At 62.9% G+C, this 17,290-nt stretch carries 14 protein-coding genes; 4 read left to right on the top strand and 10 right to left on the bottom strand.

Features of this window, described 5'->3' with window-relative positions; all coding sequences use genetic code 11:
• Positions 1-16 precede the first annotated feature (16 nt).
• Together EDF71_RS12340 and EDF71_RS12345 are read right to left on the bottom strand one after the other, a co-directional pair.
• Complete coding sequence (locus tag EDF71_RS12340) at positions 17-670, bottom strand: amino acid ABC transporter permease (protein WP_021026088.1); 654 nt, start codon at positions 668-670, stop codon at positions 17-19.
• A gap of 191 nt (positions 671-861) precedes the next feature.
• Positions 862-1,674, bottom strand: a complete 813-nt coding sequence (locus EDF71_RS12345; RefSeq protein ID WP_133856884.1) for an amino acid ABC transporter substrate-binding protein — start codon at positions 1,672-1,674, stop codon at positions 862-864.
• Positions 1,675-1,931: 257 nt separating this feature from the next.
• On the opposite strand from EDF71_RS12345, the gene EDF71_RS12350 reads away from it, so the two are divergent.
• From EDF71_RS12350 to EDF71_RS12360, 3 genes are read left to right on the top strand one after another with little or no spacing between them, the layout of a single operon-like run.
• On the top strand, positions 1,932-2,369 hold the full coding sequence (locus EDF71_RS12350) for a DUF3293 domain-containing protein (protein WP_166656525.1): 438 nt from the start codon (positions 1,932-1,934) through the stop codon (positions 2,367-2,369).
• A gap of 30 nt (positions 2,370-2,399) precedes the next feature.
• Positions 2,400-2,699, top strand: a complete 300-nt coding sequence (locus tag EDF71_RS12355; RefSeq protein WP_133856886.1) for a putative quinol monooxygenase — start codon at positions 2,400-2,402, stop codon at positions 2,697-2,699.
• Between the two features lie 60 nt (positions 2,700-2,759).
• Complete coding sequence (locus tag EDF71_RS12360; protein ID WP_133856887.1) at positions 2,760-3,392, top strand: LysE family translocator; 633 nt, start codon at positions 2,760-2,762, stop codon at positions 3,390-3,392.
• Positions 3,393-3,455: 63 nt separating this feature from the next.
• Here EDF71_RS12360 and fghA read toward each other — a convergent pair whose 3' ends face one another.
• From fghA to EDF71_RS12400, 8 genes are all read right to left on the bottom strand, one after another.
• Positions 3,456-4,322: an S-formylglutathione hydrolase gene (gene fghA / locus EDF71_RS12365; protein ID WP_133856888.1), complete on the bottom strand. Its 867-nt coding sequence runs from the start codon at positions 4,320-4,322 to the stop codon at positions 3,456-3,458.
• Positions 4,315-5,616, bottom strand: coding sequence for a DEAD/DEAH box helicase (locus tag EDF71_RS12370; protein WP_133856889.1), 1,302 nt, complete (start codon positions 5,614-5,616; stop codon positions 4,315-4,317). Before EDF71_RS12370 ends, fghA begins: the two co-directional genes overlap by 8 nt.
• 135 nt (positions 5,617-5,751) lie before the next feature.
• Positions 5,752-6,867 (bottom strand): S-(hydroxymethyl)glutathione dehydrogenase/class III alcohol dehydrogenase, encoded by a 1,116-nt coding sequence (locus EDF71_RS12375; protein ID WP_133856890.1) that lies wholly within the window; start codon positions 6,865-6,867, stop codon positions 5,752-5,754.
• Positions 6,868-6,927: 60 nt separating this feature from the next.
• Positions 6,928-7,194, bottom strand: coding sequence for a metal/formaldehyde-sensitive transcriptional repressor (locus EDF71_RS12380; RefSeq protein ID WP_021026096.1), 267 nt, complete (start codon positions 7,192-7,194; stop codon positions 6,928-6,930).
• Positions 7,195-7,410: 216 nt separating this feature from the next.
• Positions 7,411-8,886 (bottom strand): glutamate synthase subunit beta, encoded by a 1,476-nt coding sequence (locus EDF71_RS12385; RefSeq protein WP_133856891.1) that lies wholly within the window; start codon positions 8,884-8,886, stop codon positions 7,411-7,413.
• 104 nt (positions 8,887-8,990) lie between these two features.
• Positions 8,991-13,772: a glutamate synthase-related protein gene (locus EDF71_RS12390; protein ID WP_133856892.1), complete on the bottom strand. Its 4,782-nt coding sequence runs from the start codon at positions 13,770-13,772 to the stop codon at positions 8,991-8,993.
• Between the two features lie 178 nt (positions 13,773-13,950).
• Entirely contained in the window at positions 13,951-14,652 is a 702-nt protein-coding gene (locus tag EDF71_RS12395; RefSeq protein ID WP_133856893.1) for a transposase, read from the bottom strand.
• A gap of 206 nt (positions 14,653-14,858) precedes the next feature.
• Positions 14,859-16,961: a TonB-dependent siderophore receptor gene (locus EDF71_RS12400; RefSeq protein WP_133856894.1), complete on the bottom strand. Its 2,103-nt coding sequence runs from the start codon at positions 16,959-16,961 to the stop codon at positions 14,859-14,861.
• Between EDF71_RS12400 and EDF71_RS12405 the strand changes: the two genes are divergently transcribed.
• Positions 16,951-17,175, top strand: coding sequence for a hypothetical protein (locus tag EDF71_RS12405; RefSeq protein WP_133856895.1), 225 nt, complete (start codon positions 16,951-16,953; stop codon positions 17,173-17,175). The two genes, EDF71_RS12400 and EDF71_RS12405, sit on opposite strands and share 11 nt — an antisense overlap.
• The last annotated feature ends 115 nt before the right edge of the window (positions 17,176-17,290 follow it).

The following is a 17,290-nucleotide window of genomic DNA, read 5'->3' on the forward strand; positions in this document are numbered from 1 at the left end:
CATCGTTGCGCACTGTTTAGGCGTCATATTTGGCATAGCGCTTTTCCAGGCGGTTGAAGCCCCAGGTCAGCACCAGGGTCATCAGCAGGTAGAAGGCGGCCGCCACCACAAAGGGCGTGGTGGTGAAGTCGCGCTGCACAATGCCGCGCGCGGCGCGCAGCAGGTCGTTGAGGGCGAGCACATAGATCAGCGAGGTGTCCTTGACCAGGGTGATGGTCTCGTTGCTCACCGGCGGCAAGATGGTGCGCACCATCTGCGGCAGCACAATGCGGCGCATGGTCTGGCTGTAGGACAGGCCCAGCACCTTGGCGCCTTCGTACTGGCCCCGGTCCACGCTCTGGATACCGGCGCGGAAGATCTCCGCAAAATAGGCCGCGTAGTTGAGCGCGAAGGCCACCACGGCCGATGGGAAATCGGGCAGGCGCACGCCGATCACCGGCACAAAGGGCAGCGCGAAGTAGATGAACAGCAGCTGCAGCATCAGCGGCGTGCCGCGCATCAGCCAGATATAGGCCTCGACAAAGCGCGCCAGCGCCTTGAAGCGAGAAATACGCGCCAAGGCCAAGGCCAGACCCAGTGGCACCGACAGCGCCAGGGTAATGAAGAACAGCTTGAGAGTCACCAGGGCGCCGTTGGACAGCGGCCCCAGCATTGAAATTACATAGTCCATCGATGGCCTTCAGGGTGGCAGCGGCACCGGGTGCCGAGCCGCCACAGGCACGAGCGCCAGTCGTCTGGCACCCCTGTCATAAAAATCCGTTCTGGCCGCCGCACAACGCCCAGCGCTGCGGCGGCCATGGGCTGCGCCCAAAAGCACAAGACCGGCACAGCGTGCCGGCCCGGTGCATGCTTACGCAAAGATCAGTGCTTGATCACGTCGGCGCCAAACCACTTCTTGGCGATTTCTTCAGCCTTGCCGTCCTTCTTCATCTCTGCCAGCACGTCGTTGATCTTGTTGCGGGTGGCTTCGTCGTCCTTGCGGAAGCCCACGCCATAGTCTTCGGTGCCAAAGTCTTCGGCCAGCACGACGTAGTTGTCAGGCTTCTTGGAGACCAGGTAACGGCCCACCACTTCGTCCACCACCACCACGTCCAGGCGGCCGGCTTCCACATCCATCAGTGCAGCGATGTTGTCGCCAAACAGCTTGGTTTCCTTGAACTTGGAGGACAGTTCCTTGTCCTTTTCCATCGCGGTCACGGCGCTGGAGCCTTCCTGGGCGCCAACGATCTTGCCAGCCATGTCGGCCTTGGTCTTGATCGGCGAGCCGGCCTTCACGATGATGATCTGCTTGTTGACCATGTAGGGGTCGGTGAAGAGGATCTTTTCCTTGCGCTCTTCCAGAATGGTCAGGCCATTCCACAGTGCATCGACGCGCTTGCCCAGCAGCTCGGCTTCCTTGGCGTTCCAGTCGATCGGCTTGAATTCCACTTCGATGCCAGCGCGCTTGGCCGCTTCGCGGGCCATGTCGATGTCAAAACCCACGATTTCGTTCTTCTCGTCACGGAAACCCATGGGCGGGAAGTTGTCGTCCAAACCTACCACCAGCTTGGTGGCAGCTGCTGCCACAGGCGCAGGCGCGGGTGCTTCAGCCGCAGGCTTGGGCGCATCATTCTTGCCACAAGCGGTGAGCAAGGCAGTCAGCGCCAGGGTGGCAACGAAAGAACGTTTTTTCATGTGTCTCAACCAAAGAGAAAGACAAAATAGGAGCACCTGGCTTGATTTTTACAAGCATCAGCGTGCAGGCGAATCGCGTATTGTCTCCGATCACACGAAATTCGTGTCATTTGTGTGGAAAACTCTGCCGACCTAGTCGGACGTCAGCAAGCCGCTACGATGGCTGCCCCGGTGGCCATGCCGCTATCGGGGCATATCGCATCCACGGCTTTTACAACCACGCGTGCATGACCGACAACACTCGCGGCCCCTTATCTATGACCACCCTCTCGCCCGAACTGCGCAAGGCCTTTGAAGAAACCCAGTACCACGTGCTGAACCAGGCCCCCTTCATCCTGCAGCTGGGCCAAGCCCAGGCGGCACTCGGCGCCCTCTACCAGCAGCACCAGACCGATTGCAGCTGCTTCATCACCGCCTTCAACCCCATGGGCGAGCTGCTGGACAAGGACGAGAACATCGAGCGCCATGCCCAACTGGGCCGCGCACTGGGCCAAGCCGGCTTTGCCGCGCTGCCCGCCGTTGCCCAGCACCCCGCCAATGGCTGGCCGGCCGAGCCGGGTTTTCTGGTCATTGGCCTGGGCCGCGACGATGCCCAGCGCTGGGCGGCGCAGTGGGAGCAGCTGGCAGTGGTATGGACCAACGCCGACATGGTGCCCCAACTGCTCGAAACCCGGGTGCCCGGCTGGATGCGCTGAGGCCCCATTGACCTATCGAAAGGAAAACCCATGCTGTTGATCGTTGGAACCGTCCGCCTGCCCGCCACCAACCTGAAACGCGCCCTGCCCGCCATGCGGGCCATGGTCGAAGCCTCACGCGCGGAGGTCGGCTGCCTGGAATACGGCTATGCCCAGGATGTGCTGGTGCCCGGGCTGATCCACGTCAAAGAGCTGTGGAGCGACCAGGCCGCGCTGGATGCGCACTTTGCCTCCAGCCATATCCAGGCTTGGCGCGCTGCCTGGCCTGCGCTGGAGATTGGCGACCGCGATCTGCGCGTCTATGATGTGGGCGCGCCGCGCAGCACCTGATGGTCAGCGGGCGCCGCCCTGTCCAACCACCCTCTTGCACCGCCATGTGTGCCCGCGCCCATGCCTGAACTTCACAACTGGCTCGCCTTCGCTCTCATTTCCCTGGGCATGGTCCTGACCCCAGGGCCCAACATGGTCTATCTGATCTCCCGCTCGATATGCCAAGGGCGCGGCGCAGGCTTGATCTCGCTAGGCGGTGTGGCCCTGGGCTTTGTGTTCTACATGCTGTGCGCCGCGCTGGGCATCACCGCGCTGGTGATGGCCATCCCCTACGCCTACGACGCACTGCGCATTGGCGGCGCGTTGTACCTGCTGTACCTGGCCTGGCAGGCGGTCAAGCCCGGAGGACGCTCCCCGTTCGAGCTGCGCCAGTTGCCGCAGGACAGCCCACGCAAACTGTTTGCGATGGGTTTTCTGACCAACCTGCTCAACCCCAAGATTGCCGTGATGTACCTGTCACTGCTGCCGCAGTTCATCGATCCCGCCCACGGCAGCGTTTTTTCACAGTCCCTGGTGCTGGGTTTCACACAGATTGTGGTCAGCGTCAGCGTGAATGCCGCCATTGCGATGCTGGCCGGCTCGATCGCCGTTTTTCTGGCCAGCCGCCCCAGCTGGGTACAGATGCAGCGCTGGCTGATGGGCACCGTGCTCGCGGGCCTGGCGCTGCGCATGTTGACCGAGGCGCGCAAATAAAACAGGCGCCACCGCCCGGGGTGGGCGGCAGCGCCTGGCAGCAATCCGCGTAGCGGGTTCTGTTTACAGCTGGCTCACGTGAAAGCGCAGGTGCTCGTCGATAAAGCTCTGGATGAAGTAGTAGCCGTGGTCATAGCCGCCATGGCGGCGCAGGGTCAGTGGCTGGCCGACCTGGGCGCAGGCGGCTTCAAAGGCTTCGGGCAGCAGCTGCTTTTCCAGCAAGAACTTGTCGGCCAGGCCCTGGTCGACCAGGATGCCGGCCGGGTATGGCGCCTGCTTTTGCGCGGCCATAAGGGCGCTGGCATCGTGCCGCGCCCATTCGGCCTGGTTGTCGCCCAGGTAGCCGGCAAAGGCTTTCTGGCCCCAAGGGCAGTTAATGGGGTTGGCAATCGGCGCAAAGGCCGAGACCGACTTGAACACGCCGGGGTGGCGCAGCGCCAGGGTCAGCGCGCCATGGCCACCCATGCTGTGGCCAAAGATGCCCAGGCGCTGCAGGTCGATCGGCAGCTTGGCGCCCAGCAGAGGCAGCAGGTCTTCGAGGATGTAGCTTTCCATGCGCCAGTGCAGCGCCCAGGGCTTGGCCGTGGCATCCAGGTAAAAACCGGCACCCACGCCAAAATCCCAGCTCTCCGCTTCGCCGGCCAGGCCCGCGCCGCGCGGGCTGGTGTCGCAGCTGACCAGGGCCACGTTCAGCGAAGCCGCCAGGCGCTGGGCGCCGGCCTTGGTCATGAAGGTCTCTTCGGTACAGGTCAGGCCCGACAGGTACAGCAGCGCGGGCACTTTCTCGCCTTCCACTGCCTTGGGCGGCAGAAACACCGAGAACTTCATCGCCAGGCCGATCTGGCTGGAGAAATGCTCATAAAAACGCTGGGCGCCGCCAAAGCAGGCATGGGCCGCCTGCAGCTTGAGGCTGGCTTGGGCATCAGACATCGGAATTTCCTTCGCTAGCGGGTGGCTGTGTGCCGGCCTGTGCGGCCGCTGCACGCAGCTTGTCTTTCTTGCTCATGCGCTTGCCCTTGATGCCGCCATTGCCCGACTCGTCGACCGAGCCCTGCGCCGGCACCGGCTCGGTCACGGGGTACTGCGCAGGGGTCTGCAGCTCCATCTCCAGCGCATTGCGCTTGGCGATCACCTTCCAATGCGCCAGGCTGGCGGGGGTGACCAGGCTGATGGCCAGGCCGCTGGTCCCTGCCCGGCCGGTGCGGCCGATGCGGTGGGTGTAGTCGGTGGGCGAGCGCGGCAGGTCGTAGTTGATGACCAGGGGCAGTGCCTCGACATGGATGCCACGCGCGGCCAGATCGGTGGTGACCAGCACCTGCCACTGGCTGCTGCGGAACTCCTGCAGCACCTGCTGGCGCGCGCCCTGGCTCAGCTCGCCATGGAAGGCGGTGGCGCTGATGCCCTTGTCATAAAGCTTGTTGGCCACATGCTCGGCGCTGTAGCGGCTGGCCACAAACACCAGCATGCGCTGTCCGGTGTACTGGGTGACCAGCTCACGCAGCCAGGCCGTGCGCTTGGCGGCATCGAGGTAGTAGGCCTCCTGCACGATGGTGGCATCCTGCAGGTGGGTCGAGGCGATCTCCACCTTGTCATGCGTGGCACGCAGCAAGCTGGGCACCAGCGCCTGCACCGCCGGTGCAAAGGTGGCCGACAGCAGCAGGGTCTGGCGCTGCTCGCGCGGCGGCACCAAGGCCAGCACGCTTTGCAGCTCCTCGGCAAAGCCCAGGTCCATCAAGCGGTCGGCCTCGTCCAGCACCAGGGTGCTGATGGTGTCCAGCCGCAGCTTGCTGTGCGCCACCACATCGAGCAGGCGCCCGGGCGTGGCAATCACCAGATCCACACCACCGCGCAGGGCCAGCAGCTGGGGATTGATGGAGACACCGCCGGTGAGCACGGCCACCTTGGGGCGGCGGCCCAGGGCCTCGCCGACAAAGTAGACCAGCTCGGCCACCTGGGTGGCCAGCTCGCGCGTGGGCACCAGGATCAAGGCCTGCGTCTCATGGCGGCCCGCCTGGCCTGCTGCATCACTGAGCATCCAGGCCTGCATCAGCGGCAGCACATAGGCCGCCGTCTTGCCCGAGCCGGTCGGCGCGCAGCCCAGCAGGTCACGCCCGTCCAGAATGGCCGGAATGGCTTGGGTCTGGATGGCCGTGGGTGCAATCAGGCCATGGGCCTGGGCAGCGTGGGCCAGCGACGGAGCAAGGCCAAGAGAGGTAAAAGACATGGATTTCAATGGTGCGGGCCGGGCCGCAGGGACAACAAGCCTCGCATTGTCGCCCCTGGCACCGCTGCCAGCGCTGCGCAGGACTATTGCATCGCGTGCTGGCAGCCGGCGCTGGCCAAGTTCGGCCAGCAGCGCTTAGCTGGCGTAATTGACCACCGAGCGGATCGACTTGCCTTCATGCATCAGGTCGAAAGCCTCGTTGATCTTGGCCAGACCCATGGTGTGGGTGACAAAGGGCTCAAGCTTGATCTTGCCGGCCATCGCGTCTTCCACCATGCCGGGCAGCTCGCTGCGGCCCTTGACGCCACCAAAGGCGGTGCCCAGCCATTTGCGGCCGGTCACCAGCTGGAAAGGACGGGTGGAGATTTCCTGGCCCGCGCCCGCCACGCCGATGATCACGCTCTGGCCCCAGCCACGGTGCGCGCATTCCAGCGCTGCACGCATCACCTGGGTGCTGCCAATGCATTCAAAGCTGTGGTCCACGCCCCAGCCGGTCATCTCGACGATCACTTGCTGGATCGGCTTGTCGAAATCCTTGGGGTTGATGCAGTCGGTCGCGCCAAAGGTCTGGGCCAGCTCGAACTTGCCAGGGTTGGTATCGACGGCGATGATGCGGCCGGCCTTGGCCAGCTGCGCGCCCTGGATCACCGCCAGGCCGATGCCGCCCAGACCGAACACGGCCACGGTATCGCCCTCTTGCACCTTGGCGGTGTTCTTGACAGCGCCCAGGCCGGTGGTCACGCCGCAGCCCAGCAGGCAGACCTGCTCGGGGTTGGCATCGGGGTTGACCTTGGCCAGCGACACCGCTGCTACCACGGTGTACTCGGAGAAGGTGGAACAGCCCATGTAGTGGTAGATCGGCTCGCCGTTGTAGCTGAAGCGCGTGGTGCCATCGGGCATCACACCCTTGCCCTGGGTAGCGCGCACCGCCACGCAGAGGTTGGTCTTGCCGCTCTTGCAGAACAGGCATTCGCCGCATTCTGCCGTGTACAGCGGGATCACATGGTCGCCCGGCTTGACGCTGGTAACGCCCTCGCCCACTTCCACCACGATGCCGGCGCCTTCATGGCCCAGCACCGCCGGGAAGATGCCTTCGGGGTCATCACCGCTCAGGGTGAAGGCATCCGTGTGGCACACGCCCGTGTGGGTGATCTTGACCAGCACTTCGCCCTTCTGGGGTGGCGCAACGTCGATCTCGACAATCTGCAAAGGCTCTCCGGCTTTGAAGGCAACAGCGGCGCGGGATTTCATGGGTGGACTCCTTGGGTCAAAAACGGGGGAAAACAGTCAGGCGCGGTCACGACCACAGGCCTATTTGAGGTACGAACGCAGCAGCGACAACATTTCGTCAATGTCCGCCTGCGACGGCGCCGGCTGCTTGGCCATGGTCTCGCGCATATGGCCGTCAAGCAAGTCGGCCATCAGGCCGTGTACGGCCCCGCGCATGGCGGCGAGCTGCTGCAGGATGGGGGCGCAATCACTGCCGGCCTCCACCGCCCGCTCCAGGGCCTCCGCCTGGCCCTTGATGCGGCGCAGGCGGGTGATGGCGCGGTGCTTGTCTTCGGCGTTATGGGGCATGGCAGGCGGTGTTCGCAACGGCGTAAAAGCACGCCAAACTCAGGTACTGGGCCAGAGTATAAATGCAATTTATAAAAATTACATATGAAAAATAGATGAAAACACTAGGTACCCCCTGGGGGTATGCCGGATATCTAGGATGCTCTCAGGCCGAGCAGGCACAAAAAAAGACCGCAGCCTCGGCTGCGGTCTTGGGTCGGTGAGTGGCTACCGGTTTTAGCGCGGCAGATCGCTCCAGCCCATCAGGTACTCGTCGATGGAACGGGCAGCCTGGCGGCCTTCGCGGATGGCCCAGACCACCAGCGACTGGCCACGGCGCATGTCGCCGGCGGCAAACACCTTGTCCACATTGGTGGCGTAGCCGCCGGTGAAGTCGGTGGTGGCACGGGCGTTGCCACGGGCGTCCTTGTCGACGCCAAAGGCTTCCAGCACGGGCGAGACCGGGTTCACAAAGCCCATGGCCAGCAGCACCAGGTCGGCAGGCCATTCCTTTTCGGTACCCTTAACTTCGCTCAGCTTGCCGTCCTTGAACTCGACCTGCACGGTGGTCAGGCTCTTGACCTTACCCTTGTCGCCATTGAAGGTCTTGGTCGAGATCGCGAACTCACGCACAGCACCTTCTTCGTGGCTGGAGCTGGTGCGCAGCTTGATCGGCCAGTAAGGCCAGACCAGGGGCTTGTTTTCCTCTTCGGGCGGCATGGGCATCACCTCGAACTGGGTGACGCTCTTGGCGCCGTGGCGGTTGCTGGTGCCCACGCAGTCGCTGCCGGTGTCGCCACCGCCGATGACGATGACGTCCTTGCCATCCGCACGGATCTGGCCCTTGATCTTGTCGCCGGCATTGATTTTGTTCTGCTGGGGCAGGAACTCCATCGCGTAGTGCACGCCGTCCAGCTCACGGCCGGGCACGGGCAGATCGCGCGACTGCTCGGAGCCACCGGTCAACAGCACCGCGTCAAACTCGGACTTGAGCTGCTCGGGCGAGACCGTTTCCTTGGCCCAGTTGGTGACCTTGCTGTCCTTGCCCAGGCCGTCCTTGCCGGCCACCAGCACGCCGGTGCGGATGGTTACGCCTTCGGCTTCCAGCTGGGCAGCGCGGCGGTCAATGTGCAGCTTGTCGAGCTTGAAGTCAGGGATGCCGTAGCGCAGCAGGCCACCAATGCGGTCGTTCTTTTCGAACAGGGTCACCGCATGGCCTGCACGGGCCAGCTGCTGGGCAGCGGCCATGCCGGCAGGGCCGGAGCCGACCACGGCCACTTTCTTGCCGCTCTGGTGCTTGGCGGGGCGCGCCTGCACCCAGCCTTCTTCCCAGGCGCGGTCAATGATGGCGTGCTCGATGGACTTGATGCCCACCGGGTCGTTGTTGATGTTCAGCACGCAAGCTGCTTCGCAAGGCGCGGGGCAGATGCGGCCGGTGAACTCGGGGAAGTTGTTGGTCGAGTCCAGCACATGAAAGGCTGCCGCCCAATCGGCGCGGTACACCAGATCGTTGAAATCCGGAATGATGTTGTTGACCGGGCAGCCGCTGTTGCAGAACGGCGTGCCGCAGTCCATGCAACGCGCGCCTTGCTGCTTGGCCTGCTGCGAGTTCAGGCCAACAACAAATTCCTTGTAGTGCTTGAGGCGATCTTCAACGGGTGCATAACCCTCGTCGATACGCGCAAATTCCATAAAGCCTGTGACTTTTCCCATGATCGGATCTCTTGCTTGGCTGCTGCCCGCGCCGCGTTGGCGGGGACAGCAATCGTGGTCATTAATAAGGGGCTGGGTGCTTGGCGGCCAGGCCGCCAGGGGCCTCACTTTGCGGCGGCGTCCACACTCTTCTTGGCCGAGGTCTTGGCCTTGGCGACCTGCGCCTTGGCTTCGGCGCGGGCATGGATTTCACCCAGCGCGCGCTTGTACTCGGTTGGGAAGACCTTGACGAACTTGCTGCGCACTTCCGCCCAGTTGTCCAGCAGATCACGGGCACGCTTGCTGCCGGTCCAGCGCAGGTGGTCGGCGAGCAGGCGCTTGAGCTGCGCTTCGTCGGTCTGGCCGTTGTGCCAGATGCCCTTGTCGATGCTGGCCTCTTGCTCGGACTGGCTCAGCACCTTGTCCATGGTCACCATCGTCGTGTTGCAGCGGCTGGCGAACTGGCCGTCCTCGTCATAGACGTAGGCCACGCCACCGCTCATGCCGGCTGCAAAGTTGCGGCCGGTCTTGCCCAGCACCAGCACGGTGCCGCCGGTCATGTATTCGCAACCATGGTCACCCGTGCCTTCGACCACGGCCGTGGCACCCGACAGGCGCACCGCAAAGCGCTCGCCAGCCACGCCGCTCAGGAAGGCCTCACCGGTGGTCGCGCCGTACATCACGGTGTTGCCCACGATGATGTTCTTGTGCGCTTCGCCACGGAAATCCAGGCTCGGACGCACTACCACGCGGCCGCCGGACAGGCCCTTGCCGGTGTAGTCGTTCGCGTCGCCGACCAGGTACAGGGTGATACCGTTGCACAGGAAGGCGCCAAAGGACTGGCCGCCCGTGCCTTCGACACGGATGTGGATGGTGTCGTCAGGCAGGCCTTCGGCATGCACCTTGGTCACCGCGCCCGAGAGCATGGCGCCCACGGTGCGGTTCACATTGCGCACGGTCTCCAGGATCTTGACCCGCTCGCCCTTGTCGATGGCGGGGCGCGACTTCTCGATCAGGATGTTGTCGAAGGCCTTTTCCAGACCATGGTCCTGGTTTTGCGTGTGGTACAGCGGCACATCGTCCGCCACTTCGGCACGGGCCAGCAGACGGTTGAAGTCCAGACCCTTGGCCTTCCAGTGGGTGATACCGGCCTTCATGTCCAGCAGGTCAGCACGGCCCACCAGGTCGTCGAACTTGGAGATACCCAGCTGGGCCATGATCTGGCGCGCTTCTTCGGCGATGAAGAAGAAGAAGTTCACGACATGCTCGGGCTTGCCGCTGAATTTCTTGCGCAGCTCGGGGTCTTGCGTGGCCACGCCCACCGGGCAGGTGTTGAGGTGGCATTTGCGCATCATGATGCAGCCCTCGACCACCAGCGGTGCGGTGGCAAAGCCGAACTCATCAGCGCCCAGCAGCGCACCAATCACCACGTCGCGGCCGGTCTTCATCTGGCCGTCTGCCTGCACACGGATACGGCTGCGCAGGCCGTTGAGCACCAGGGTCTGCTGGGTTTCGGCCAGACCGATTTCCCAAGGCGAGCCTGCATGCTTGATCGACGACCAGGGCGATGCGCCCGTGCCGCCGTCATGGCCGGCGATCACCACATGGTCGGCCTTGCACTTGGCAACGCCGGCGGCAATCGTGCCCACACCCACTTCGGACACCAGCTTGACACTGATGGTCGAATGCGTGGCGACGTTCTTCAGGTCGTGGATCAGCTGGGCCAAGTCCTCGATCGAGTAGATGTCGTGGTGCGGTGGGGGCGAGATCAGGCCCACACCAGGCACCGAGTATCGCTGCTTGCCGATGTACTCGGTCACCTTGCCGCCTGGCAGCTGACCGCCTTCACCGGGCTTGGCACCCTGCGCCATCTTGATCTGGATCTGGTCCGCAGAGGCCAGGTACTCAGCCGTCACACCAAAGCGGCCCGATGCCACTTGCTTGATGCGCGAGCGCAGGCTGTCGCCGTCTTGCAGCACGTAGTCGGATTCGATCTGGTCCTTGCCGATGATCGATGCCAGCGACTCGCCCTGCTTGATTGGGATGCCCTTGAGCTCGTTGCGGTAACGGGCGGGGTCTTCACCGCCTTCGCCGGTGTTGCTCTTGCCGCCAATACGGTTCATCGCCACGGCCAGGGTCACGTGGGCTTCGGTACTGATCGAGCCCAGCGACATGGCGCCGGTGGCAAAGCGCTTGACGATCTCGGCTGCCGATTCGACCTGCTCGACCGGGATGGCCTTGGCAGGGTCGATCTTGAACTCGAACAGGCCACGCAAGGTCATGTGGCGCTTGCTCTGGTCGTTGATCAGCTGCGCGTATTCCTTGTAAGTGTTGAAGCTGTTGGCGCGGGTCGAGTGCTGCAGCTTGGCAATCGCATCGGGGCTCCACATATGCTCTTCACCACGGGCACGCCAGGCGTATTCGCCACCGGTGTCCAGCATGGTGGCCAGCACCGGGTCGTTGCCAAAGGCTGCCTTGTGGCGGCGGATGGCTTCTTCACCGATTTCGAACACGCCCAGGCCTTCGACGCGGCTGGAGGTGCCGGTGAAGTACTTGTCGATGGTTTCGCTGTTGATGCCGACGGCCTCGAACAGCTGCGCACCGCAGTAGGACATATAGGTGGACACACCCATCTTCGACATGATCTTGGACAGACCCTTGCCGATGGCCTTGATGTAGTTGTAGATCGCCTTGTCTGCCGACAGATCGCCAGGCAGGTGCTTGTGGATCGAGGTGATCGTTTCCAGCGCCAGGTAGGGGTGCACGGCTTCGGCACCGTAGCCGGCCAGCACGCCGAAGTGGTGCACTTCGCGGGCGGTGCCGGTTTCCACCACCAGGCCGCAGGCCGTACGCAGGCCTTCGCGGATCAGGTGCTGGTGGATGGCAGACAGCGCCAGCAGTGCCTGGATGGCCACGCGGTCCTTGCTGACACCCTTGTCGCTGATGATCAGGATGTTGTTGCCGGTCTTGATCGCATCAACCGCTTGTGCGCACAGCGATGCCAGGCGCGCTTCCACGCCTTCACTGCCCCATTCCAGCGGGTAGGTGATGTCAAGCACGGCCGAGCTAAATTTGCCAGCGGTGTGCGAGCGGATGTTGCGCAGCTTCACCATGTCGGTGAAGTCCAGCACCGGCTGGGTCACTTCCAGACGCAGCGGCGGGTTCACCTGGTTGATGTCCAGCAGGTTGGGCTTGGGGCCGATGAAGGACACCAGGCTCATCACGATCGCTTCACGGATCGGATCGATCGGCGGGTTGGTCACCTGCGCGAACATCTGGCGGAAGTAGTTGTAGAGCGGCTTGTTCTTGTCCGACAGCACGGCCAGCGGGCTGTCATTGCCCATCGAGCCAATGCCTTCTTCGCCGTTGGCCGCCATCGGGCTCATCAGGAACTTGATGTCTTCCTGGGTGTAGCCAAAGGCTTGCTGCAGGTCCAGCAGCTCAGGCGACTTTTGCTCATCGGCAATCGCGCCGAACTCTTGCGAAGCCTTGGCCTGCTGGTCCACCTGCGATTCGCCAGCCACGGGCTTGACCACATCGTCCAGGCGGATGCGCAGGTCTTCGATCCAGCGCATGTAGGGCTTGGCATTGGTCAGCGAAGACTTGACTTCTTCGTCGTCGATCAGACGGCCCTGGTCCAGATCGATCAGGAACATCTTGCCGGGCTGCAGGCGCCACTTGCGCACGATCTTGTGCTCAGGCACAGGCAGCACGCCCGATTCGGAACCCATGATGACGAAGTCATCGTCGGTCACGCAGTAACGCGCAGGGCGCAGGCCGTTGCGGTCCAGGGTGGCGCCGATCTGGCGGCCATCGGTGAACACGATCGATGCAGGGCCATCCCAGGGCTCGATCATCGCGGCATGGTATTCATAGAATGCGCGGCGGCGCGAATCCATCGTGGCGTGCTGTTCCCATGGCTCGGGAATCATCATCATCACGGCCTGGGCCAGCGGGTAGCCCGCCATGGTCAGCAGCTCCAGGCAGTTGTCGAAGGTGGCCGTGTCGGACTGGTGCGCAAAGCTGATCGGGTAGAGCTTTTGCAGGTCGTTGCCCAGCACCGGCGAGCTCATCACGCCTTCGCGGGCGCGCATCCAGTTGTAGTTGCCCTTGACGGTGTTGATTTCACCGTTGTGCGCCACATAGCGGTAAGGGTGGGCCAGTGGCCACTCGGGGAAGGTGTTGGTCGAGAAGCGCTGGTGCACCAGGCCCAGCGCCGAGACGCAGCGCTCATCTTCCAGATCACGGAAGTAGGTGCCCACCTGGTCGGCCAGCAGCAGACCCTTGTAGATCACGGTGCGGCTGCTCATGCTGGGCACGTAGTACTCTTTGCTGTACTTGAGCTGCAGGTTCTGAATGGCGGCACTGGCGGTCTTGCGGATCACATACAGCTTGCGCTCCAGCGCATCCTGCACAATCACATCGGCGCCACGGCCGATGAACACCTGGCGGATGACCGGCTCTTTCTCGCGCACGGTGGGCGACATCGGCATTTCGCGGTTGACCGGCACATCGCGCCAGCCCAACAGCACCTGGCCTTCGGCCTTGATGGCGCGCTCCAGCTCTTCCTCGCAAGCCAGACGCGATGCATGTTCCTTGGGCAGGAACACCATGCCCACGCCGTATTCGCCAAACGGCGGCAGCTTGACGCCCTGGGCGGCCATCTCGTCGCGGTAGAGCGCGTCAGGCAGCTGGATCAGGATACCGGCGCCATCCCCCATCAGCTTGTCGGCACCCACCGCACCCCGGTGGTCCAGGTTCTCCAGAATCTTCAGAGCCTGGGTCACGATGGCATGGCTCTTCTGGCCCTTGATGTGGGCCACAAAACCGACGCCGCAGGCATCGTGTTCCAGAGTCGGGTCATACAGACCCTGAGCTTGCATGTGCTCGCGTGCAGAAGCCGACATGGCGCAATCCTTCAAATAATCTATCGCGGGAAGGTCAATGTAGAGCAGCTGGCAATACCCGAGCAAGATTTTTATTTAGGGTCAGATACTAATTATTTTCAAATGATTTTTCTCAACAATTAATTAGGGTCATATTTAAATCAGCAAAATTATCGTTGATTTATATGACATTTTTAATTCATTCGTCGGAGGGAGCTACCAAACGAGGACGACCCGCACTCTTTTTGTGCAACCTGCGCACCGTTTTGGACTGCAGGGATTGCACGAAGTCCTCACTACCCATCGCCCAACCGCCTTGCACGGCATCGGTCAGCGCGCCAGACTCGCGCTGCGACAGGCCATAGGCCAGCATTTGGGCGTAGCGGGCCTCCCGCGCAAAGGGGGTGTTGCCCAAGGCCCAGAAAGCGGCCGGATCGCGCAACCAGGCCAGCGGTCTTGCACCCAAATGGTGCGCACAGCTGGACCAGGGGTAGTCTTCCGCCTTGGCAACCAGGCCTGCGCGCTGCGGGTTGGAATCGATATAGATGATGCATTGCAGCAACGGCTCGGCCGGTTCAAGCACCGTCGAGCGGTAGCGCCCTTCCCACAAAGTGCCGCTGCGCCCGTGCCGGGCATTGAAATAACGCACATAGGCCCGGCCCAGCGCCTGCATCAGCAACGGCAGGCCCTGCTCGGTCTGAGGTGTTATCAGCAGGTGAAAGTGGTTGGGCATCAGCACAAAGGCATGCACTGCCACCAGATGGGTCTGCGCCAGCTGGCGCAGAAAATCGCTGAAATGCTGGAAATCCTCGTCATCGACAAAAACCGTCTGCCGGTTGTTGCCCCGGTGCAGCACATGGTGCGGCATGTCAGGAAGACTGAGTCGGGGAAGGCGGGCCATGGTGAAAACGTCGGCAAAGGACGGCAGAGGAGAAGCCGCTCCATTATCAACGCTCTGCCCTCTGCAGCACCCAATCGCAGCACGGAGCCCTCGATTCGCAAGCACCTTGCGCATACAGACTGCCCCAACGCTTCTCAGCACCAACATCAACGACAAAAGGCCATCCGCGCACGGCAGATGGCCTTTTTCCATAACGGCTTTGCAGCTTAGAAGCGGTAACGCGCCACCAGTTGCACTGAGCGCGGCGCGCCCGGCAGGTTCAGGTTGGGCGAGGAGCCGTGGCCGGCCACGATGTAGCGCTTGTCCAGAAGGTTGTTGAGCTTGAGCTGCAGGTCCACGTTGTTCAGGCGGTAGTAGGCCATGGCATCCAGGGTGACGTAGCCTGGCAGCACGACGGTATTGCCGGGGTTGGCAAAACGCGCGCCGACATAGTTGATGCCGCCACCGGCGCCAAAGCCATGGCCCAGGGCCTTGGTTACCCAGATATTGGCGCTGTGCTTGGGCGTCAGGGTGGCGCGCTTGCCTTCCACCGCCTGGCCGGCATCCACCGCTGGCGACGAGGTCATCTCGCTCAGCAGGTAGGCATAGCCCGACCAGATCTGCCAGCCCTGGGACAGGTCACCGGCAAAGCTCAGCTCCAGGCCTCGGGTGCGCTGCACGCCCAGCGGCACCAGGGTGTTGCTGACGGGGTCCACGCTCTTGATATTGGTGCGCTCGATCTCGAACAGCGCAGCATTGGCGCTGGCCTTGCCGTCGAGCAGATCCCACTTCACACCAACCTCGCGGCTGGTGGTCTTCTCAGGCGCCAGCTGGGCATTGTTGGCCGCCAGTGCAAAGGTCTCACCCGAGGGCTGGAACGACTTGCTGAACGACACGTAGTACGACAGTGCATTGCTGGGCTGGTAGACCAGACCGACGCGCGGGCTCCAGGCCACATCGGTGCGGCCCAGGTTGACGCTGCCTGGCGTGTAGTTGTCGGTTTCCTGGCGGAAGCGGTCATAGCGCACGCCGGCCAGCAGCTTCCATTCCGGGGCCAGGGTCACCATGTCCTGCACATAGGCGCTGGCCACGCTGAAGACGCTGTCGTTGTTGGCCGAAGGTGCAGCCGTCAGCACCGGCGAGACGACCGGCAGCACCGGGTTGAACAGCGACACCGTACCCACATTGTTCTGGTTGATGCTCAGCAGGCCCTTGTTCTGGCGGCCCAGCTCCAGCCCGTACAGCACCTGGTGCTGCATGCCCGCCAGGTCCAGCTTCTGCGTCAGTTCCAGCTGGTTGAAAAAGCCATGCTCGTCGCGCTCCAGATGGCCACGGTTGAGGGTCGCCGTCTGCGCCTTCTCATTGACCGAGCCGACCAGGGTGTTGCTGCGGTCCAGCGTGTAATCGTAGTAACGCAGCACATTGCGCAGGCTCAGGCTGTCGTTGAAGCGGTGGCTCAAGGTGGCCGAAGCCGAGTACACCTCCGAGGTGCTCACATCGGTATCACGGGCATTGGCCGCGCCATAGTAGGTGCGGGGCGACACATTCACCGGGCGGCCCTGGAAGGCGGGGATACCAAAGTCGGTCAGGCGGCTGTCCTTGAGGTAGTCGGCCTGCAGCAGCAGCTGCGTGTCCGCGCTGAACTTGAACTGCACCGAGCCAGCCAGCGCCTTGCGGTCCAGAAACTGCTGGTCGCGGTAGCTGTCGGCACGCTCGATGGCGCCGGTCAGGCGGTAGGAGACGATGCTGTCCTGTGGCGCACGTGCCAGGTCAAACTCGCCCCGGCGCTGGTTCCAGCTACCCAGGGTCAGGCCCACTTCGCTGCGGTCAATGCCGGGCTTCTTGGTGATGCGGTTGATCAAACCACCCGAAGAGCCCCGGCCGTACAGCACCGATGCCGGGCCCTTGAGCACTTCGACCTGCTCGACATTGGACAGATCGCGGAAGTACAGCGCGTCATCGCGCACGCCATCGACAAACTGGTCGGCAATGGCAGAGAAGCCACGGATCGTCACCTGGTCGCGCTGGCCATCGCCATGCGACAGGCCAATGCCGGGCACAGCCTTGAGCACGTCCTGCATCGACTGCACTGCCTGGTCGCGCATCAGCTGCTGGGGCACCACGTTCACGGTTTGCGGAATATCGCGCAAAGGCGCTTCAATCTTGGTAGCGCTCTTGGCCGTGGGCGCTGCATAGCCCACATCCGCTGCGGTATCGCCCTGCACGCGCACTTCCTGCAAGGTCGTCTCAGCCGGCGCTTGCTGCGCCGCTGCATAGCCCGCGCACAGCAGCGCCACTGCTGCCACCACGGGTTGGGTTTTGAAAGCCATTCCAGTTCCTTTATTGCCTTGGTATGTGTTCGGTCTGGCTGTACCGCATGGGAAATCCGCACTCTGGTTGGCTACCACCGTGAAAAAGCTCGCACATCTTAAAGAGGAAAATGGTTCTCATTTACATATCTTTAAGAATGGGATACACAGAGGCGACAAAGCCACAGCAAGCGGTTTCTTAAGACTTCTTCAGGTTTTCTTAAGAAATGGCTGAAGTGCAGTACGGATGCAGGCTGCGCGCGATCGCAGCCCGTGCATGGCGCGGCGCAAGGCCATCGAATCCCGCCCTCAGCCAAGGGCTACCCGGGTTGCGACAGGGCGCAGCTCAG

Source organism: Comamonas sp. JUb58 (assembly GCF_004364775.1).
Lineage (GTDB): Bacteria > Pseudomonadota > Gammaproteobacteria > Burkholderiales > Burkholderiaceae_C > Comamonas.

Bases quoted from the DNA above. Each gene is read 5' to 3' on its own strand.
- EDF71_RS12395 (WP_133856893.1), bottom strand. From the start codon at position 14,652: ATGGCCCGCCTTCCCCGACTCAGTCTTCCTGACATGCCGCACCATGTG.
- fghA (WP_133856888.1), bottom strand. From the start codon at position 4,322: ATGTCTGATGCCCAAGCCAGCCTCAAGCTGCAGGCGGCCCATGCCTGC.
- EDF71_RS12345 (WP_133856884.1), bottom strand. From the start codon at position 1,674: ATGAAAAAACGTTCTTTCGTTGCCACCCTGGCGCTGACTGCCTTGCTC.
- EDF71_RS12355 (WP_133856886.1), top strand. From the start codon at position 2,400: ATGCTGTTGATCGTTGGAACCGTCCGCCTGCCCGCCACCAACCTGAAA.
- EDF71_RS12400 (WP_133856894.1), bottom strand. From the start codon at position 16,961: ATGGCTTTCAAAACCCAACCCGTGGTGGCAGCAGTGGCGCTGCTGTGC.
- EDF71_RS12360 (WP_133856887.1), top strand. From the start codon at position 2,760: ATGCCTGAACTTCACAACTGGCTCGCCTTCGCTCTCATTTCCCTGGGC.
- EDF71_RS12385 (WP_133856891.1), bottom strand. From the start codon at position 8,886: ATGGGAAAAGTCACAGGCTTTATGGAATTTGCGCGTATCGACGAGGGT.
- EDF71_RS12340 (WP_021026088.1), bottom strand. From the start codon at position 670: ATGGACTATGTAATTTCAATGCTGGGGCCGCTGTCCAACGGCGCCCTG.
- EDF71_RS12350 (WP_166656525.1), top strand. From the start codon at position 1,932: ATGACCACCCTCTCGCCCGAACTGCGCAAGGCCTTTGAAGAAACCCAG.
- EDF71_RS12370 (WP_133856889.1), bottom strand. From the start codon at position 5,616: ATGTCTTTTACCTCTCTTGGCCTTGCTCCGTCGCTGGCCCACGCTGCC.
- EDF71_RS12390 (WP_133856892.1), bottom strand. From the start codon at position 13,772: ATGTCGGCTTCTGCACGCGAGCACATGCAAGCTCAGGGTCTGTATGAC.
- EDF71_RS12380 (WP_021026096.1), bottom strand. From the start codon at position 7,194: ATGCCCCATAACGCCGAAGACAAGCACCGCGCCATCACCCGCCTGCGC.
- EDF71_RS12375 (WP_133856890.1), bottom strand. From the start codon at position 6,867: ATGAAATCCCGCGCCGCTGTTGCCTTCAAAGCCGGAGAGCCTTTGCAG.